This window comes from Burkholderia sp. AU17457 (assembly GCF_002223255.1).
GTDB classification, from domain to species: Bacteria; Pseudomonadota; Gammaproteobacteria; order Burkholderiales; family Burkholderiaceae; genus Burkholderia; species Burkholderia sola.
Genome location: NZ_NKFB01000002.1, coordinates 75,717 through 90,818 on the forward strand (window position 1 = coordinate 75,717; position 15,102 = coordinate 90,818).

Here is a 15,102-nt window from a genome sequence, read left to right on the forward strand (position 1 = left end):
GCGATTCGGCGCGCCAAAAAGGCGGATGCAGGGTCGTGCGGGAAAGCTGGCTGGCGGAAAGACGCGTCAGAGCGTCAGGCCGCCGTCGACGTGGATGACCTGGCCGGTGATTTGCCGTGCCGCGTCCGACAGCAGGAACGCGATCAGTGCGGCGACGTCGTCGGGTTCGGCGATGCGGCCGAGCGGCGTCGCCTGTTCGGCCTGCGCCCACGCGGCGGCGTTGCCGGCACTCGGCCCGTGGTCCTTGCGCGTGAAGCCCGGCGCGACCGCGTTGACGGTGATGCCGTGCGCGGCGAATTCGGCGGCTGCGGTACGCACCAGCGATTCGAGCGCGGCCTTCGCGGCGGCGGTCGCCGCGAATGGCGCATCGGCGCGGTAGCGGTGCGCGACGAACGAACTGACCGCGACGATTCGTGGTGCTGCCGACGCTTCGAGCAGCGGCCGCGCGCGGCCCGCGAGCGCGGAGAACGCACCGGGCATCGCCGCGAACGCGGATGCGAGTGCATCCACGGAGAGATCGGAAAAGGATTGCCGCGCGGCGAAGCCGGCGTTTGCGACGAGCTGGTCGAGCCCGCCGAAGCGGGCGGCGACGGCATCGACGAGCGCGGCCGCAATACCCGGCTCGCCGAGATCGCCGGTCAGCGTCAGGCATTCCGCGCCGGCCGCCGTGCACGCTTGTGCGACGTCGGCGAGCCGCGCGTGTGCCGCATCGTCCGCGCCGCGCGCATGCAGCGCCAGCGCGACGCCGGGTGCCGCGAGCCGCCGCGCGAGCGCCGCGCCGATCCCCGCACCTGCGCCGGTGATCAGCGCGATGCGCGCGAGGTGCGCGGCGCGTGGGCTCACGCGGCGACCTTGTCGTCGTCGTTCACGCGCTCGACATTGATCGTGCCGACGTGGAACGCGGCCAGCGACTCGCGGTGCGCGATGCTGACGATCGCGGCCTTCGGCAGCCGCTCGGCGAACAGGTGATAGAGGCGCGCTTCGTTGTCGGCGTCGAGCGCGCTGGTCGCTTCGTCGAGGAACAGGAAGTCGGGCTTGTGCAGCAGCACGCGCGCGCCGGCCAGGCGCTGCTGTTCGCCCGGCGACAGCACGCGGGTCCAGTGCGCGGTTTCGTCGAGGCGCTCGACGTAATCCTCGAGGCGGCACGCGCGCAGCGCATCGCGGCACGCTTCGTCGCTGAACGCGTCGGGTGTCGCCGGATAGGTGAGCGCGGCCTTCAGCGTGCCGATCGGCAAGTAGCTGGTTTGCGGCACGAACATCATCCGCGCGCCGACCGGCGCGTCGATCGCGCCGTCGCCGAACGGCCACAGGCCCGCGAGCGCGCGCATGAACGTGCTCTTGCCGGAACCCGACTTGCCGGTCACGAGCCAGCGCGAGCCGGGCTCGATCGTGACGTCGCCGATGTTCGCGAGCGCGTTGCCGTTCGGCAGCGCGAGCTTCAGCGACGACGTGGACAGCTTCGCGGCGTCGACGTAATGCAGGTTGATGCCGCCGTGCTCGGTCGCGGGCGACAGGCTTTCCTTCAGGTGCGACGTGCCCATCACGCGCTTGAATTCGCGCAGACGGTTGACGGTGGCGCGCCATTCGACGAGGGTCGAGTAGCTGTTGATGAACCACGAGAACGAATCGCTGACGGTGCCGAACGCGGACGAGATCTGCATCAGTACGCCGAACGAGAACGCACCGGCAAAGTAGCGCGGCGCGGCCACGACGAGCGGGAAGATGATCGCGATCTGCCCGTAGAAGCTCAGCACGAACGTGAGCCGCTTCGTGTACTTCATCACGCGCCACCAGTTGTCGCGGATGCGCATGAAGAGGGTCTGCGCGTTGCCGGTCTCGGTCTTCTCGCCGTCGTAGAACGCGATCTGCTCGGCGTTCTCGCGCACGCGGATCAGCCCGAAGCGGAAGTCGGCCTCGACGCGCTGCTGCTGGTAGTTGATCGACACGAGCGGATGACCGACCTTCTGGATGATCAGCGAGCCGACTACCGCGTACAGCGCGGCCGCCCACACCATGTAGCCGGGAATCGCGATCGGCGTCGCGCCGAGCGTGAACGTCAGCGCGCCGGCGAGCGACCACAGGATCGTGATGAACGACACGAGCGTGACGACCGTGGACAGCAGGTCGAGCGACAGCGCGAGCGTCGTGGTCGCGAACGACTGGAGGTCGTCGGTGATCCGCTGGTCGGGGTTGTCCGCGAGGCGGTCACGCTCGATCCGGTAGAACGCGCGATCGCCGAGCCACTGGCCGAGGAAGCGGTCGGTGAGCCACTGGCGCCAGCGGAAGCCGAGCATCTGCCGCAGGTAGCGGCCGTACACGGCGAGGATGATGAATGCGAAGGCGAGCGCGGAGAACTGCATCAGCAGGTTCGGGAAGTCGTGGACGTCCTTCGACTGCAGCGCGTTGTAGAACTGCGCGTTCCATTTGTTCAGCCGGACGTTGATCCAGACCACGCAGAGGTTGATCGCGATGATCGTGACCAGCAGGCCCCACGCGATTTTCCATTCGGACGATACCCAGTAGGGCTTGATGAGGCTCCATGCGGATACCGGGCGCTCGTCCTGCGGCGCGTCGGAGGCGGAGCGGACGGGATCGATCGATTGGGTCATGTGCTTCCTGATGATGAGCCGGCGCGCGGGCCGGGCGAAACCGGGCGCGCGCCGCGATACGGCATGCCGGGGCGCGGCGCCGACTGACGGCGGGCGTCCGGATGGTCGCCCGTGCGGCTTAAACGGCACTTAAAGACCGGCGGTGACGCGGCAACCGGCCGCTCGCGCGGCCGGCCTGCGGGCATTGTGCCAGAGCGGCGCGGCGCGCCGGCGAATTTGCCGCAAGGGGGACAGTTTGCGGCGCTTTCCGCTTTTATGGTCTAATGGCCGACGACGAAACAGGGGTGCTTCGTGGCGCGGCCGGCGGATGTTCCGGGCAGCGCGGCGAGGCTGAGAAAGACCCTTCGCACCCGATCCGGGTAATACCGGCGAGGGAAGTTTCTGATCCCGCCGGGCCGCGCTGGCCGCCATCCCACATGGTCAGCGCCCGAGTCCCGCCCGGCCGGCCTTTGCTGCCGGTTTCGTCCTTTTGGGTACGCGCATTGCGCGTTACGGAAGGAATGATGGCCGCACAATCTTCAGTCTTTTGCAGGGTCCCCGGCCCGATGCCGCGTGCGTTCGCATGTGGCGGCGCGTGCGCGTCGGCGTTCGTCGCGCGTGAGCGCGCGGAGGGCGTGCGATGAACGTCCGGGATGCACGGCCCGATTTCGCGGTGCTCGGCGGCGGTCTCGTCGGCCGCCTGATCGCGTGGCGCCTCGCCGGCGACGGGCATCGCGTCGCGCTCCACGAGCGCGGCGGCCCGGACGGCGAGCAGTCGGCCGCGTGGATCGCGGCCGCGATGCTTGCGCCGCTCGCGGAAGCGGCGAGCGCGGAACTGCTGATCACCGAGCTCGGCGCAGCTTCCCTCGCGCGCTGGCCGCAGTGGCTCGCGGAACTGCCCGAACCCGTCTTCTTCCAACAGCACGGCACGCTCGTCGTCTGGCATCACGCGGACCGCGCGGAGGCGCCATTGTTCGAGCGGCGCGTGCGCGCGAACGCGCCGGCCGAACTGTTCGATGGCGGCTTCGTGACGCTCGCCGGCGCGCAGGTCGACGCGGCCGAACCCGCGCTCGCGGGCCGCTTCGCGCGCGGGCTGATGCTGCCGCGCGAAGGGCAGCTCGACAATCGCCAGGCGCTGCGCGCGCTCGCGGCGGGCCTCGCCGAACGCGGCGTCGCGCTGCACTGGCACGCGCCGGTCGACGACGCGAACCTGCCCGCCGCCCATTTCACGATCGATTGCCGCGGGCTCGGCGCGAAACCCGCGCTGCCCGCGCTGCGCGGCATCCGCGGCGAAGTCGCGCGCGTGCACGCGCCCGGCATCGGGCTCACCCGGCCCGTGCGGCTGCTGCATCCGCGCTACCCGCTGTACGTCGCGCCGAAGCAGGACGATCTCTATGTGATCGGCGCGACCGAGGTGGAGGGCGAGGACATGTCGCCCGTCAGCGTGCGCTCCGCGCTCGAACTGCTGAGCGCGGCATTCTCCGTGCATCCGGCGTTCGGCGAGGCGCGCATCCTCGAACTCAACGCGCAGTGCCGGCCGACGCTGCCCGATCATCGCCCGGCGGTGATCTGGGACGGCGCGTCGACGCTCGCCGTCAACGGCCTGTACCGGCACGGCTTCATGATCGCGCCGGAAGTCGCGCACGCGGCCGTCGCGTTCGCGCAGGCCGCGCTCGGCGGCGCGCTCGGCAATCCCGACGCGTTCGCCGCGTGGCGCGACGCCGCCCGTTGGCCGACGCTGCTTCATCACCGCAACGACGCGCGCCAGCCGGCCTGACGCGCGCCGCCGACCGAATCCGACCCAGCCTCATGGATATCCAGATCAATCAACACACCCTGACGTTGCCCGACGGCGCGACGGTGGCCGACGCGCTTGCCGCGTACGGCGCGCGTCCGCCGTACGCGGTGGCGCTGAACGGCAACTTCGTCGCGCGCACGCAGCATGCGGCGCGCGCGCTCGCGGCGGGCGACAGGCTCGACGTCGTGCACCCCGTCGCGGGCGGCTGAGCGCCGCCGGTTCGTCCCCGCTCTTCCAGGAAAACGACATGACGTCCCACCCCTCCGCCGACGCGCTGACGCTGTACGGCGTCACCTTCGCAAGCCGCGTGCTGCTCGGCACGTCGCGCTATCCGTCGCTGCAGTCGCTGTCCGATTCGATCGCCGCGTCGCGTCCCGGGATGGTGACGGTCGCGCTGCGCCGCCAGATGACGGGCGGCACGGCCGAAGCCGGCTTCTTCGACCTGCTCAAGCGCCACGCGGTGCCGCTGCTGCCGAACACGGCCGGCTGCCAGACCGTTGCCGAAGCCGTGACGACCGCGCACATGGCGCGCGAGGTCTTCGATACCGACTGGATCAAGCTCGAACTGATCGGCGACGACTACACGCTGCAGCCCGACCCGGTCGGGCTGATCGAAGCCGCCGCGCAACTGGTCAAGGACGGCTTCAAGGTGCTGCCGTACTGCACCGAGGATCTCGTGATCGGCCGGCGCCTGCTCGACGTCGGCTGCGAGGCGCTGATGCCGTGGGGCGCGCCGATCGGCACCGGCAAGGGTGTCGTGAACCCGTACGGGCTGCGCGTGCTGCGCGAACGGTTGCCGGACGTGCCGCTGATCGTCGACGCGGGGCTCGGCGTGCCCTCGCACGCGTGCCAGGTGATGGAGTGGGGCTTCGACGGCGTGCTGCTGAACACGGCCGTGTCGCAGGCCACGCACCCGGAGATCATGGCGCGCGCATTCGCGCAGGGCGTCGAGGCCGGCCGCGCCGCGTATCTCGCCGGCCCGATGGATGCCCGCGAAACCGCGCACGCGAGCACGCCGGTCGTCGGGATGCCGTTCTGGCACCAGGATGGGGGCGGCGCATGAGCGCGCGCTTCGCCGATGCGTTCTGGCCGCCGGCCGACGAGCTGGCCGAAGCGGCCGAGCGAATTCGCGCGCGGCTCGGCGACTGGCCGGACGGCGCGGCGCCGTGGCGGCTCTGCGTGGCGGCGCCCGACGTGCCCGCCGATGGCGACGTGCTGATTGTGTCGGCCGGCGACCGTGCCGCGCAGGCGCGCGCGTCCGCCGTGTCGCGGCCTGCGTCGCCGGCGGTCGCGATCGAATTCAACGAGCAGGGCGCCGTGCTGCACGCGGCCGGCGTGCGCTACGCGCTCGATGCCGCGCATCCGCTCGCGGACGACTGGATCGCGGCGCTCGCCGCGTTCCTCGATTGCGGCTTCGCGCCGGTCGACGCGCTGGTGCTCGCGCTGGCGTGGCGCGACGGTGACGAGACGCGCGCCGCCGATGTGTGGCCGGTCGATGCCGCGCGGTTCCCGCGCGTCGCCGGGCTGCCGCCTGCGCCGGAACCGGCGTTCGCGCCGTGCCCTGCGCGGCTCGGCCTCTATCCGGTCGTGCCGAGCGCCGAATGGGTCGAGCGCGTGCTCGACGGCGGCGCGCGAACCGTGCAGCTGCGCGTGAAGGATGCGACCCCGGACGCGCTGCGCCGGGAAATCGCGCGAGCGGTCGCGGCCGGGCGCGGCTATCCCGATGCGCGCGTGTTCATCAACGATCACTGGCAAATCGCTGCAGAAGAAGGGGCGTACGGCGTGCATCTCGGCCAGGAGGACCTCGAAACGGCCGATCTGGCCGCGATCGCGCGCGCGGGCCTGCGGCTCGGACTTTCGAGCCACGGTTATTACGAGATGTTGCGGGCGCTGCATGAGCGGCCGAGCTATCTCGCGCTCGGCCCCGTGTACGCGACCGCCACCAAGGCCGTCGCCGCGCCGCCGCAGGGCCTCGCCCGGATTGCCCGCTACGCGCGCTTCGCCGGCGCGAGCGCGCCGCTCGTCGCGATCGGCGGGGTCGCGCTCGACACGCTGCCGGCGGTGCTGGCGACGGGCGTCGGCAGCGTCGCGGTGGTCAGCGCGGTCACGGGCGCGGACGACTATCGGGCGGCGCTTGTTGCGCTGCAGCAGTGCTTTGCCCGACAATTTGACAATCATTGACCGCAGGGCCCGGAACGGCGTCACGACATCATTCCAATGCAGGCCCTATAATTCGGCGTTCTGCGTAAAAGGACTGTCAGCTCCGTGAGCCCCACTCCTACCGAGACCCTGCTGGAACTTCGCGACGTCGACTTCGGCTACGGCGACCGCCTCGTCCTGTCCAACCTGAACCTGCGCTTCGGGCGCGGGCAGGTCGTCGCGGTCATGGGCGGCTCGGGTTGCGGCAAGACCACCGTGCTGCGCCTGATCGGCGGCCTCGTGCGCGCGAACCGCGGCCAGGTGCTGTTCGACGGCGCCGACGTCGGCGCGCAAACGCGCGACGGCCTGTATGCGCTGCGCCGCAAGATGGGCATGCTGTTCCAGTTCGGCGCGTTGTTCACCGACATGTCGGTGTTCGAGAACGTCGCGTTCGCGCTGCGCGAGCATACCGACCTGCCCGAAGACCTGATCCGCGACCTCGTGCTGATGAAGCTGAACGCGGTCGGGTTGCGCGGCGCGCGCGACCTGATGCCGTCCGAGGTGTCGGGCGGGATGGCGCGCCGCATCGCGCTCGCCCGCGCGATCGCGCTCGATCCGCAGCTCATCATGTACGACGAGCCGTTCGCCGGCCTCGATCCGATCTCGCTCGGCATCACCGCGAACCTGATCCGCACGCTGAACGAGGCGCTCGGCGCGACGTCGATCCTCGTCACGCACGACGTGCCGGAATCGTTCGCGATCGCCGACTACGTGTATTTTCTGGCCAACGGCGGCGTGCTCGCGCAGGGCACGCCCGACGAGCTGCGCGCGTCGACCGATCCGAGCGTGCGGCAATTCATCGACGGCGCGCCGGACGGCCCGTTCAAATTTCATTACACGAGCCCGCCGCTGGCGGCGGATTTCGGGCTCGGCGGAGGACGCGCATGATCAGCGCGATCGGACGTTACGTCATCGGCGGCCTCGAGCGCGCGGGCTACGGCACGCGCCTGTTCGTGCGCCTCGTGCTGGAATTTTTCCCGCTGCTGCGCCGGCCGCGGCTGGTCACGAAGCAGATCCACTTCCTCGGCAACTATTCGTTCGTGATCATCGCCGTGTCGGGGCTCTTCGTCGGCTTCGTGCTCGGCCTGCAGGGGTACTACACGCTGAACCGCTACGGTTCCGAGCAGGCGCTCGGCCTGCTGGTCGCGCTGTCGCTCGTGCGCGAGCTCGGGCCGGTCGTCACCGCGCTGCTGTTCGCGGGCCGCGCGGGCACGTCGCTGACGGCCGAGATCGGCTTGATGAAGGCCGGCGAGCAGCTCACCGCGCTCGAGATGATGGCGGTCGACCCGATCAAGAACGTGATCGCGCCACGCATGTGGGCGGGCATCATCGCGATGCCGCTCCTGGCCGCGATCTTCAACGCGGTCGGCGTGCTCGGCGGTTACTTCGTCGGCGTCGTGCTGATCGGCGTCGATCCGGGCGCGTTCTGGTCGCAGATGCAGGGCGGGGTCCAGGTCTGGGCGGACGTCGGCAACGGCGTGATCAAGAGCATCGTGTTCGGGTTCGCCGTGACCTTCATTGCACTGTTTCAAGGGTATGAAGCGAAGCCCACGCCCGAAGGCGTGTCGCGCGCGACCACCAAGACGGTCGTGTTCGCGTCGCTCGCCGTACTCGGCCTCGATTTCCTGCTGACCGCGCTGATGTTCAGCTAAGCCTCAGCCAAGCCAAATTTTGGGATGACGATGAAAAAGACTGCTCTCGACTTCTGGGTCGGCCTGTTCGTGGTGGTGGGCTTCCTTGCGGTGCTGTTCCTGGCGCTGAAGGTCGGCAACATGAGCTCGCTGTCGTTTCAGCCGACCTACTCGGTGAGAATGAAATTCGACAATATCGGCGGGCTGAAGCCGCGCGCGGCCGTGAAGAGCGCGGGTGTCGTGGTCGGCCGCGTGAAGTCGATCGGCTTCGACACGAACACGTACCAGGCGCTCGTCACGATCGACGTCGACGGCCAATACCCGTTCCCGAAGGATTCGTCGGCGAAGATCCTGACGTCGGGCCTGCTCGGCGAGCAATATATCGGCCTCGAGCCGGGCGGCGACACCGAAATGCTGAAGGCGGGCGATACGATCACGATGACGCAATCGGCGATCGTGCTCGAGAACCTGATCGGCCAGTTCCTGTACAGCAAGGCCGCCGATGCGGGCGGTGCGAAGCCGGCGGCCGGCGCATCGGGTGCGCCCGCCGCACCTGCCGCACCCGCACCGGTGGCGGTGCCGGCGTCGGCGGTGTCCGGTTCGGCCGGCCAATAACCACACGAGAGAAAACAAGAGGGAATGACCATGCACACGATCCGCATCAGGCACGCCGCGCTGGCGATGGCGGCAGTCGCCGCGTTGAGCGGCTGCGCGACCGTGCAGGCGCCGACCAAGGGCGATCCGCTCGAAGGCTTCAACCGGTCGATGTACAAGTTCAACGACACGGTGGACACGTACGCGCTGAAACCGGTCGCGAAGGGCTACCAGTACGTGGTGCCGCAGCCGGTGCGCGACAGCGTGACGAACTTCTTCTCGAACATCGGTGACGTGTACATCGCCGCGAACAACATCGTGCAGTTGCGGATCGCGGACGGCGTCGGCGACATCATGCGCGTCGTGATCAACACGGTGTTCGGCGTCGGCGGCCTGTTCGACGTCGCGACGATCGCGAAGCTGCCGAAGCACACGGCCGACTTCGGGATCACGATGGGCCGCTACGGGATGCCGTCGGGCCCGTATCTGGTGCTGCCGCTGCTCGGCCCGAGCACGCTGCGCGACACGGCCGGCCTCGGCGTCGACTACGTCGGCAACCCGCTCACCTACGTGAAGCCGGACGGTCTGAGCTGGGGCCTGTTCGGCGTGAACCTGGTCAACACGCGTTCGAACCTGCTCGGCGCGGGCGACGTGCTGGATGCCGCGGCGCTCGACAAGTATTCGTTCGTGCGCAACGCGTACCTGCAGCGTCGCCAGATGCTGATCAGCAACGCGCGCGGCGAGGCCGCCGCGACGTCGAGCAACGATGCGCTGCCGAAGTACGATCTGCCGGAAGACGGCGCGGCACCGGCGGCAGCCGGCGCGGCCGGTACGGCGGGCGCGGCAGCGGTGGGCGGCGCGGCGCCGGCGCCGGCATCGGGCGCGGCGGTTGCTGCGCCGGCCTCGGGCACGGCCGAATCGCCGAACCCGGCCAGCGAGACGAACGTGCCGGCGATGCAGGTGGCGCCGCCGTCGCCGGGCGGGCTCCGGTTCCCGAGCATCCGGCTGCACTGACGGATTTACATTCGTTACAGCCGGAAACGATTCAGTCGGTAGCGTATGCGAACTTGCGCGTAAGCTACCTGCTCCAACCTTCGCATCGACTCATTCATGCAGGCCACTATGATGAAAAAACTGTTCCTGATCCCCGTTTTCGCGGCGCTGTTCTCGTTCGGCAGCGCGGCTCACGCGCAAGTCGACCAGTCGAACCCGCAGGCGCTGATCAAGACGGCGACGCAGCAGGTGCTCGACGAAGTCAAGCAGCAGACGATCAAGCAGGGCGACACCAACCGCATCATCTCGATCGTCAACAAGGACATCCTGCCGTACACCGATTTCCGCCGCACCACGCAGCTCGCGATGGGCCGCAACTGGCGCACGGCGACGGCCGAGCAGCAACAGCAGGTTCAGGAGCAGTTCAAGCTGCTGCTGATCCGCACGTATTCGGGCGCGCTGGCGCAGCTGAAGCCGGACCAGCAGATCCAGTACCCGCCGTTCCGCGCCGATCCGGCCGATACCGACGTCGTGGTCAAGACGGTCGCGATGAACAACGGCCAGCCGGTCCAGATCGATTACCGCCTGTACAAGACGGCGAACGGCTGGAAGGTGTATGACCTGAACGTGCTCGGCGCGTGGCTGATCCAGACGTACCAGCAGCAGTTCAACGAAAAGATCCAGCAAAGCGGCGTGGAAGGGCTGATCCAGTTCCTGACGCAGCGCAACCAGCAACTTGCCGCCGGCAAGCAAGCGTCGTGAGCGGCTTCGAAGCCGGCTCCTCGCTGACCGTCGCGAGCGCGAAGTCCGCGCTCGCGGACGGTCTTGCGCGCATCGGCGCGGGCGCGACCGCCGTCGATTGCGCGGCGCTCACGCAGTTCGACTCGTCCGCGCTCGCCGTGCTGCTCGCATGGCAACGTGCCGCCAAGACGCGCGGTGCAGCCCTCGACATCCTCAATCTCCCTCCGAAGCTCGCCAGCCTCGCGCGCGCCTACGGCGTCGACGCGCTCATCGAAGGCACCGGCCGACATTGACCCTGTCCGATCGAAGCCTGCCGCGCCAGCCGGCGCGCGCACGCTTCGGGCCGCGCGCCGCCGGCGCCGGCTCCCCCAGCCGGTTTGCCCTATAATCAAGCGTTTTGCGGGGCAGCCAATCGGCGTCCGGCCCCCATTTTCTTTCGCAGCAAGCACAGAATAGGCGTCGCGGCCCTGGCGTCGCGCACAGTCATGTCAGCCATAGAAATCCGTCACGTCAAGAAGCGCTACAAGTCGCTTCAGGCGCTCAAGGGCGTCAGCCTGTCGGTCGAGGAAGGCGAGTTTTTCGGTCTGCTCGGCCCCAACGGCGCAGGCAAGACCACGCTCATCAGTATCCTCGCCGGGCTCGCCCGGGCCGACGAAGGCAGTATCTCGGTGCGCGGTCACGACGTCGTCCAGGACTTCCGCAACGCCCGCCGCTCGCTCGGCGTCGTGCCGCAGGAACTCGTTTTCGACCCGTTCTTCACCGTCCGCGAGACGCTGCGGATCCAGTCCGGCTATTTCGGGCTGCGCCGCAACGACGACTGGATCGACGAAGTGATGGCCAATCTCGATCTCACCGAGAAAGCCGACGCGAACATGCGCGCGCTGTCGGGCGGGATGAAGCGCCGCGTGCTCGTCGCGCAGGCGCTCGTGCACCGGCCGCCGGTGATCGTGCTCGACGAGCCGACCGCCGGCGTCGACGTCGAATTGCGCCAGACGCTGTGGAAATTCATCTCGCGCCTGAACCGCGAGGGTCACACGATCGTGCTGACCACCCACTACCTCGAGGAAGCCGAGTCGCTGTGCGACCGCATCGCGATGCTGCGCCGCGGCGAAGTCGTCGCGCTCGATCGCACCGACGCGCTGCTGCGCCGCTTCGCGGGCCTGCAGCTGTACCTGCGGTTCGCGACCGGCGCGCTGCCGGCCGAACTGCGCGGGCTGGAAACCGACCCGGCCGCGCGCGCGCCGGGCGAGCACCTGCTGCGCCTCGCGAGCTACGACGAGGTCGAACGCATCCTCGCGCAATGCCGCGCGGCCGGCTGCACGTTCGACGAGATCGAGGTCCGCAAGGCCGACCTCGAGGATGTGTTCGTCCAGGTGATGAACGGGGCCGAGGTGATCGAGGGTCTGGCATGAATCAACACTCCCCACGCGAACTGCGTTCGCTGCCGCTCGAAGGGGCGGCCCGGCGCGTGCCGGGAAGCGGGTTCCGCACGCTGTTCTACAAGGAACTGCTGCGTTTCTGGAAGGTGTCGTTCCAGACGGTGTGCGCGCCGATCGTCACGGCGCTGCTGTACCTGACGATCTTCGGCCACGCGCTGTCCGGCCGCGTCGAAGTGTATCCGGGCGTCGAGTACGTGAGCTTTCTCGTGCCCGGCCTCGTGATGATGAGCGTGCTGCAGAACGCGTTCGCGAACAGCTCGTCGTCGCTGATCCAGTCGAAGATCACCGGCAACCTCGTGTTCATGCTGCTGCCGCCGCTGTCGTACCGCGACATCTTCGGCGCGTACGTGCTCGCGTCCGTCGTGCGCGGGCTCGCGGTCGGCGCCGGCGTGTTCGTCGTGACGATCTGGTTTGTCCCGATGCACTTCGCGGCGCCGTTGTTCATCATGGCGTTCGCGCTGCTCGGCTCCGCGATCCTCGGCACGCTCGGCCTGATCGCCGGGATCTGGGCCGAGAAGTTCGACCAGCTCGCCGCGTTCCAGAACTTCCTGATCATGCCGCTGACGTTCCTGTCCGGCGTGTTCTATTCGACGCACTCGCTGCCGCCCGTGTGGCGCGAAGTGTCGCGTCTCAACCCGTTTTTCTACATGATCGACGGCTTCCGTTTCGGGTTCTTCGGCGCGTCCGACGTCAACCCGTTCGCGAGCCTCGCGATCGTCACCGGTTTCTTCGTGCTGCTCGCGCTGATCGCGATGCGGCTGCTCGCGACCGGCTACAAACTGCGTCATTGATATCGACAGGCCGCGGCCGCCGCAGGGCGGCGCGCGCCGACAGGAGCCTTACACCATGTTGCCGACTCCCGAACAGGTCAAGCAATACATCGCCGGCGGTCTCGCCTGCACGCATCTGGAAGTCGAAGGCGACGGCCAGCATTTCTTCGCGACGATCGTGTCGGCGGCCTTCGAAGGCAAGCGGCCGATCCAGCGGCACCAGCTCGTCTATGCGGCGCTCGGCGATCGCATGAAGCAGGAAATTCACGCGCTCAGCATGAAGACGCTGACGCCCGCCGAATGGCAGAACGCATAAACGGAAATCACTGAGTGCAAGTCACCGTCAACGAGCGCGACGCCGTCCAGAGCGTCGCCACGGCACACCCGGCCGCCAACGGGGAATCGCAGGGACAGGGGATGGACAAGCTCGTGATCGAAGGCGGTCGCCGGCTGTCGGGCGAGATCGTCGTGTCGGGCGCGAAGAACGCCGCGCTGCCGATCCTGTGCGCGGGGCTGCTCAGCGCCGAGCCGGTCGAACTCGACAACGTGCCGAACCTGAAGGACGTGCGCACCACGCTGAAGGTACTGAACCAGATGGGCGTGAAGAGCGAAACGGACGGCTGCCGTGTGCAGCTCGACGCATCGCGCGTCGACAACCTCGTCGCGCCGTACGAGCTCGTGAAGACGATGCGGGCGTCGATCCTCGTGCTCGGGCCGCTGCTCGCGCGCTTCGGCGAGGCGAAGGTGTCGCTGCCGGGCGGCTGCGCGATCGGCGCGCGGCCGGTCGACCAGCACATCAAGGGCCTGCAGGCGATGGGCGCGGAGATCAGCATCGAGCACGGCTTCATCGAAGCGCGCGCGAAGCGCCTGAAGGGCGCGCGCATCGTGACCGACATGATCACGGTGACGGGAACGGAAAACCTGCTGATGGCCGCGACGCTCGCCGACGGCGAGACGGTGATCGAAAACGCCGCGCGCGAGCCGGAAGTGAGCGATCTCGCACACTTGCTGGTCGCGATGGGCGCGAAAATCGACGGTATCGGCACCGATCGCCTCGTGATCCAGGGCGTCGAGCGGCTGCACGGCGCGCGCCATTCGGTGATCCCAGACCGTATCGAGGCCGGCACGTTCCTGTGCGCGGTCGCGGCGGCCGGCGGCGATGTGATGCTGACGGGCGTGCGCCCGCACATCCTCGACGCGGTGATCGACAAGCTGCGCGAAGCCGGCGTGTCGATCGAGGAAGGGGACAGCTGGCTGCGCGTGAAGATGGACCGCCGCCCGTCGGCGGTGACGATCCGCACGTCGGAATACCCGGCGTTTCCGACCGACATGCAGGCGCAGTTCATGGCCCTCAATACGGTCGCGACGGGCACCGCGCAGGTCGTCGAAACCATTTTCGAGAACCGCTTCATGCATGTGCAGGAGCTGAACCGGCTCGGCGCGAACATCACGATCGACGGCAACACGGCGCTCGTGACCGGCGTCGACAAGCTGTCCGGCGCGAACGTGATGGCGACCGACCTGCGTGCGTCGGCGAGCCTCGTGATCGCCGGGCTGCGCGCGGACGGCGAAACGCTCGTCGACCGCATCTATCACCTGGACCGCGGCTACGACCGCATGGAAACCAAACTGACCGCCGTCGGCGCGAACGTGCGCCGCCTCTCCGGGAGCCAAGCATGACCGCGCCGCTGACCCTTGCCCTGTCGAAGGGCCGGATCTTCGAGGAAACCCTGCCGCTGCTGGCCGCCGCCGGCGTGCAGGTGGCCGAGGATCCGGAAACGTCGCGCAAGCTGATCCTGCCGACGACCGATCCGAACCTGCGCGTGATCATCGTGCGCGCGAGCGACGTGCCGACCTACGTCGAATACGGCGCGGCCGATTTCGGCGTGGCCGGCAAGGACGTGCTGGTCGAGCACGGCGGCTCGGGCCTGTACCAGCCGATCGATCTGAACATTGCGCGCTGCCGGATGTCGGTGGCCGTGTCCGCCGGTTTCGACTATGCGAACGCGGTGCGCCAGGGCGCGCGCCTGCGGGTCGCGACGAAATACGTCGAAACGGCGCGCGAACACTTTGCCGCGAAGGGCGTGCACGTCGACCTGATCAAGCTGTACGGCTCGATGGAGCTCGCGCCGCTGGTCGGGCTGGCCGACGCGATCGTCGACCTCGTCAGCTCGGGCGGCACGCTGAAGGCGAACAATCTGGTCGAGGTCGAGGAGATCATGGCGATCTCGTCGCGCCTCGTCGTGAACCAGGCCGCGCTCAAGCTGAAGCGCGCGGCGCTCAAGCCGATCCTCGACGCGTTCGAACGCGCGTCGCAGAATGGCGGTTGAGCGCATCACCGTAACGGAA

At 68.7% G+C, this 15,102-nt stretch carries 17 protein-coding genes and 1 riboswitch; of the genes, 15 read left to right on the plus strand and 2 right to left on the minus strand.

Annotated features, from left to right (window positions below):
* Positions 1-66 precede the first annotated feature (66 nt).
* Together CFB49_RS01665 and CFB49_RS01670 are read right to left on the minus strand one after the other, a co-directional pair.
* Positions 67-843: an SDR family NAD(P)-dependent oxidoreductase gene (locus tag CFB49_RS01665; protein WP_069619424.1), complete on the minus strand. Its 777-nt coding sequence runs from the start codon at positions 841-843 to the stop codon at positions 67-69.
* Complete coding sequence (locus CFB49_RS01670) at positions 840-2,609, minus strand: ABC transporter ATP-binding protein/permease (RefSeq protein WP_089490601.1); 1,770 nt, start codon at positions 2,607-2,609, stop codon at positions 840-842. Before CFB49_RS01670 ends, CFB49_RS01665 begins: the two co-directional genes overlap by 4 nt.
* A 270-nt stretch (positions 2,610-2,879) precedes the next feature.
* A riboswitch (TPP riboswitch) is annotated at positions 2,880-3,003 on the plus strand.
* Between the two features lie 225 nt (positions 3,004-3,228).
* Here CFB49_RS01670 and CFB49_RS01680 point away from each other — a divergent pair.
* From CFB49_RS01680 to hisG, 15 genes are all read left to right on the plus strand, one after another.
* Complete coding sequence (locus CFB49_RS01680) at positions 3,229-4,365, plus strand: FAD-dependent oxidoreductase (RefSeq protein WP_089490602.1); 1,137 nt, start codon at positions 3,229-3,231, stop codon at positions 4,363-4,365.
* A 32-nt stretch (positions 4,366-4,397) separates the two neighbouring features.
* Positions 4,398-4,595 (plus strand): sulfur carrier protein ThiS, encoded by a 198-nt coding sequence (gene thiS, locus CFB49_RS01685; protein ID WP_069619427.1) that lies wholly within the window; start codon positions 4,398-4,400, stop codon positions 4,593-4,595.
* Positions 4,596-4,633: 38 nt separating this feature from the next.
* Positions 4,634-5,449 carry a thiazole synthase gene (locus tag CFB49_RS01690; protein WP_069619428.1) on the plus strand — a complete coding sequence of 272 codons (816 nt, stop codon included), beginning with the start codon at positions 4,634-4,636 and terminating at the stop codon, positions 5,447-5,449.
* Positions 5,446-6,567, plus strand: a complete 1,122-nt coding sequence (thiE, locus tag CFB49_RS01695) for a thiamine phosphate synthase (RefSeq protein WP_089490603.1) — start codon at positions 5,446-5,448, stop codon at positions 6,565-6,567. The genes CFB49_RS01690 and thiE overlap by 4 nt, the downstream gene beginning before the upstream one ends.
* An 84-nt stretch (positions 6,568-6,651) precedes the next feature.
* Complete coding sequence (locus CFB49_RS01700) at positions 6,652-7,473, plus strand: ABC transporter ATP-binding protein (protein WP_050013134.1); 822 nt, start codon at positions 6,652-6,654, stop codon at positions 7,471-7,473.
* Positions 7,470-8,237 carry a lipid asymmetry maintenance ABC transporter permease subunit MlaE gene (mlaE, locus tag CFB49_RS01705; RefSeq protein ID WP_050013133.1) on the plus strand — a complete coding sequence of 256 codons (768 nt, stop codon included), beginning with the start codon at positions 7,470-7,472 and terminating at the stop codon, positions 8,235-8,237. The genes CFB49_RS01700 and mlaE overlap by 4 nt, the downstream gene beginning before the upstream one ends.
* 24 nt (positions 8,238-8,261) lie before the next feature.
* Complete coding sequence (gene mlaD / locus CFB49_RS01710; RefSeq protein ID WP_089434456.1) at positions 8,262-8,831, plus strand: outer membrane lipid asymmetry maintenance protein MlaD; 570 nt, start codon at positions 8,262-8,264, stop codon at positions 8,829-8,831.
* Positions 8,832-8,861: 30 nt separating this feature from the next.
* Entirely contained in the window at positions 8,862-9,824 is a 963-nt protein-coding gene (locus tag CFB49_RS01715; protein ID WP_089490637.1) for an MlaA family lipoprotein, read from the plus strand.
* A gap of 111 nt (positions 9,825-9,935) precedes the next feature.
* Positions 9,936-10,565, plus strand: a complete 630-nt coding sequence (locus CFB49_RS01720; RefSeq protein ID WP_012492305.1) for an MlaC/ttg2D family ABC transporter substrate-binding protein — start codon at positions 9,936-9,938, stop codon at positions 10,563-10,565.
* A complete protein-coding gene (locus CFB49_RS01725; protein ID WP_050013131.1) occupies positions 10,562-10,837 on the plus strand; it encodes an STAS domain-containing protein in 276 nt (91 codons plus the stop codon). Before CFB49_RS01720 ends, CFB49_RS01725 begins: the two co-directional genes overlap by 4 nt.
* A 192-nt stretch (positions 10,838-11,029) precedes the next feature.
* A complete protein-coding gene (locus tag CFB49_RS01730; RefSeq protein WP_050013130.1) occupies positions 11,030-11,956 on the plus strand; it encodes an ABC transporter ATP-binding protein in 927 nt (308 codons plus the stop codon).
* Positions 11,953-12,774 (plus strand): ABC transporter permease, encoded by an 822-nt coding sequence (locus tag CFB49_RS01735; protein ID WP_249190555.1) that lies wholly within the window; start codon positions 11,953-11,955, stop codon positions 12,772-12,774. The genes CFB49_RS01730 and CFB49_RS01735 overlap by 4 nt, the downstream gene beginning before the upstream one ends.
* Before the next feature lie 55 nt (positions 12,775-12,829).
* Positions 12,830-13,069: a BolA family protein gene (locus CFB49_RS01740; protein ID WP_006477131.1), complete on the plus strand. Its 240-nt coding sequence runs from the start codon at positions 12,830-12,832 to the stop codon at positions 13,067-13,069.
* Positions 13,070-13,083: 14 nt separating this feature from the next.
* Positions 13,084-14,433 (plus strand): UDP-N-acetylglucosamine 1-carboxyvinyltransferase, encoded by a 1,350-nt coding sequence (gene murA, locus CFB49_RS01745; RefSeq protein ID WP_089490604.1) that lies wholly within the window; start codon positions 13,084-13,086, stop codon positions 14,431-14,433.
* Positions 14,430-15,083, plus strand: coding sequence for an ATP phosphoribosyltransferase (hisG, locus tag CFB49_RS01750; protein WP_050013128.1), 654 nt, complete (start codon positions 14,430-14,432; stop codon positions 15,081-15,083). The genes murA and hisG overlap by 4 nt, the downstream gene beginning before the upstream one ends.
* Positions 15,084-15,102 lie beyond the last annotated feature (19 nt).

Excerpts from the sequence above, each read along its gene's own strand:
- CFB49_RS01740 (WP_006477131.1), top strand. The coding sequence starts at position 12,830 with ATGTTGCCGACTCCCGAACAGGTCAAGCAATACATCGCCGGCGGTCTC.
- hisG (WP_050013128.1), top strand. The coding sequence starts at position 14,430 with ATGACCGCGCCGCTGACCCTTGCCCTGTCGAAGGGCCGGATCTTCGAG.
- CFB49_RS01670 (WP_089490601.1), bottom strand. The coding sequence starts at position 2,609 with ATGACCCAATCGATCGATCCCGTCCGCTCCGCCTCCGACGCGCCGCAG.
- CFB49_RS01730 (WP_050013130.1), top strand. The coding sequence starts at position 11,030 with ATGTCAGCCATAGAAATCCGTCACGTCAAGAAGCGCTACAAGTCGCTT.
- CFB49_RS01690 (WP_069619428.1), top strand. The coding sequence starts at position 4,634 with ATGACGTCCCACCCCTCCGCCGACGCGCTGACGCTGTACGGCGTCACC.
- CFB49_RS01715 (WP_089490637.1), top strand. The coding sequence starts at position 8,862 with ATGCACACGATCCGCATCAGGCACGCCGCGCTGGCGATGGCGGCAGTC.
- thiS (WP_069619427.1), top strand. The coding sequence starts at position 4,398 with ATGGATATCCAGATCAATCAACACACCCTGACGTTGCCCGACGGCGCG.
- CFB49_RS01720 (WP_012492305.1), top strand. The coding sequence starts at position 9,936 with ATGAAAAAACTGTTCCTGATCCCCGTTTTCGCGGCGCTGTTCTCGTTC.
- thiE (WP_089490603.1), top strand. The coding sequence starts at position 5,446 with ATGAGCGCGCGCTTCGCCGATGCGTTCTGGCCGCCGGCCGACGAGCTG.
- CFB49_RS01735 (WP_249190555.1), top strand. The coding sequence starts at position 11,953 with ATGAATCAACACTCCCCACGCGAACTGCGTTCGCTGCCGCTCGAAGGG.
- mlaE (WP_050013133.1), top strand. The coding sequence starts at position 7,470 with ATGATCAGCGCGATCGGACGTTACGTCATCGGCGGCCTCGAGCGCGCG.
- mlaD (WP_089434456.1), top strand. The coding sequence starts at position 8,262 with ATGACGATGAAAAAGACTGCTCTCGACTTCTGGGTCGGCCTGTTCGTG.
- CFB49_RS01680 (WP_089490602.1), top strand. The coding sequence starts at position 3,229 with ATGAACGTCCGGGATGCACGGCCCGATTTCGCGGTGCTCGGCGGCGGT.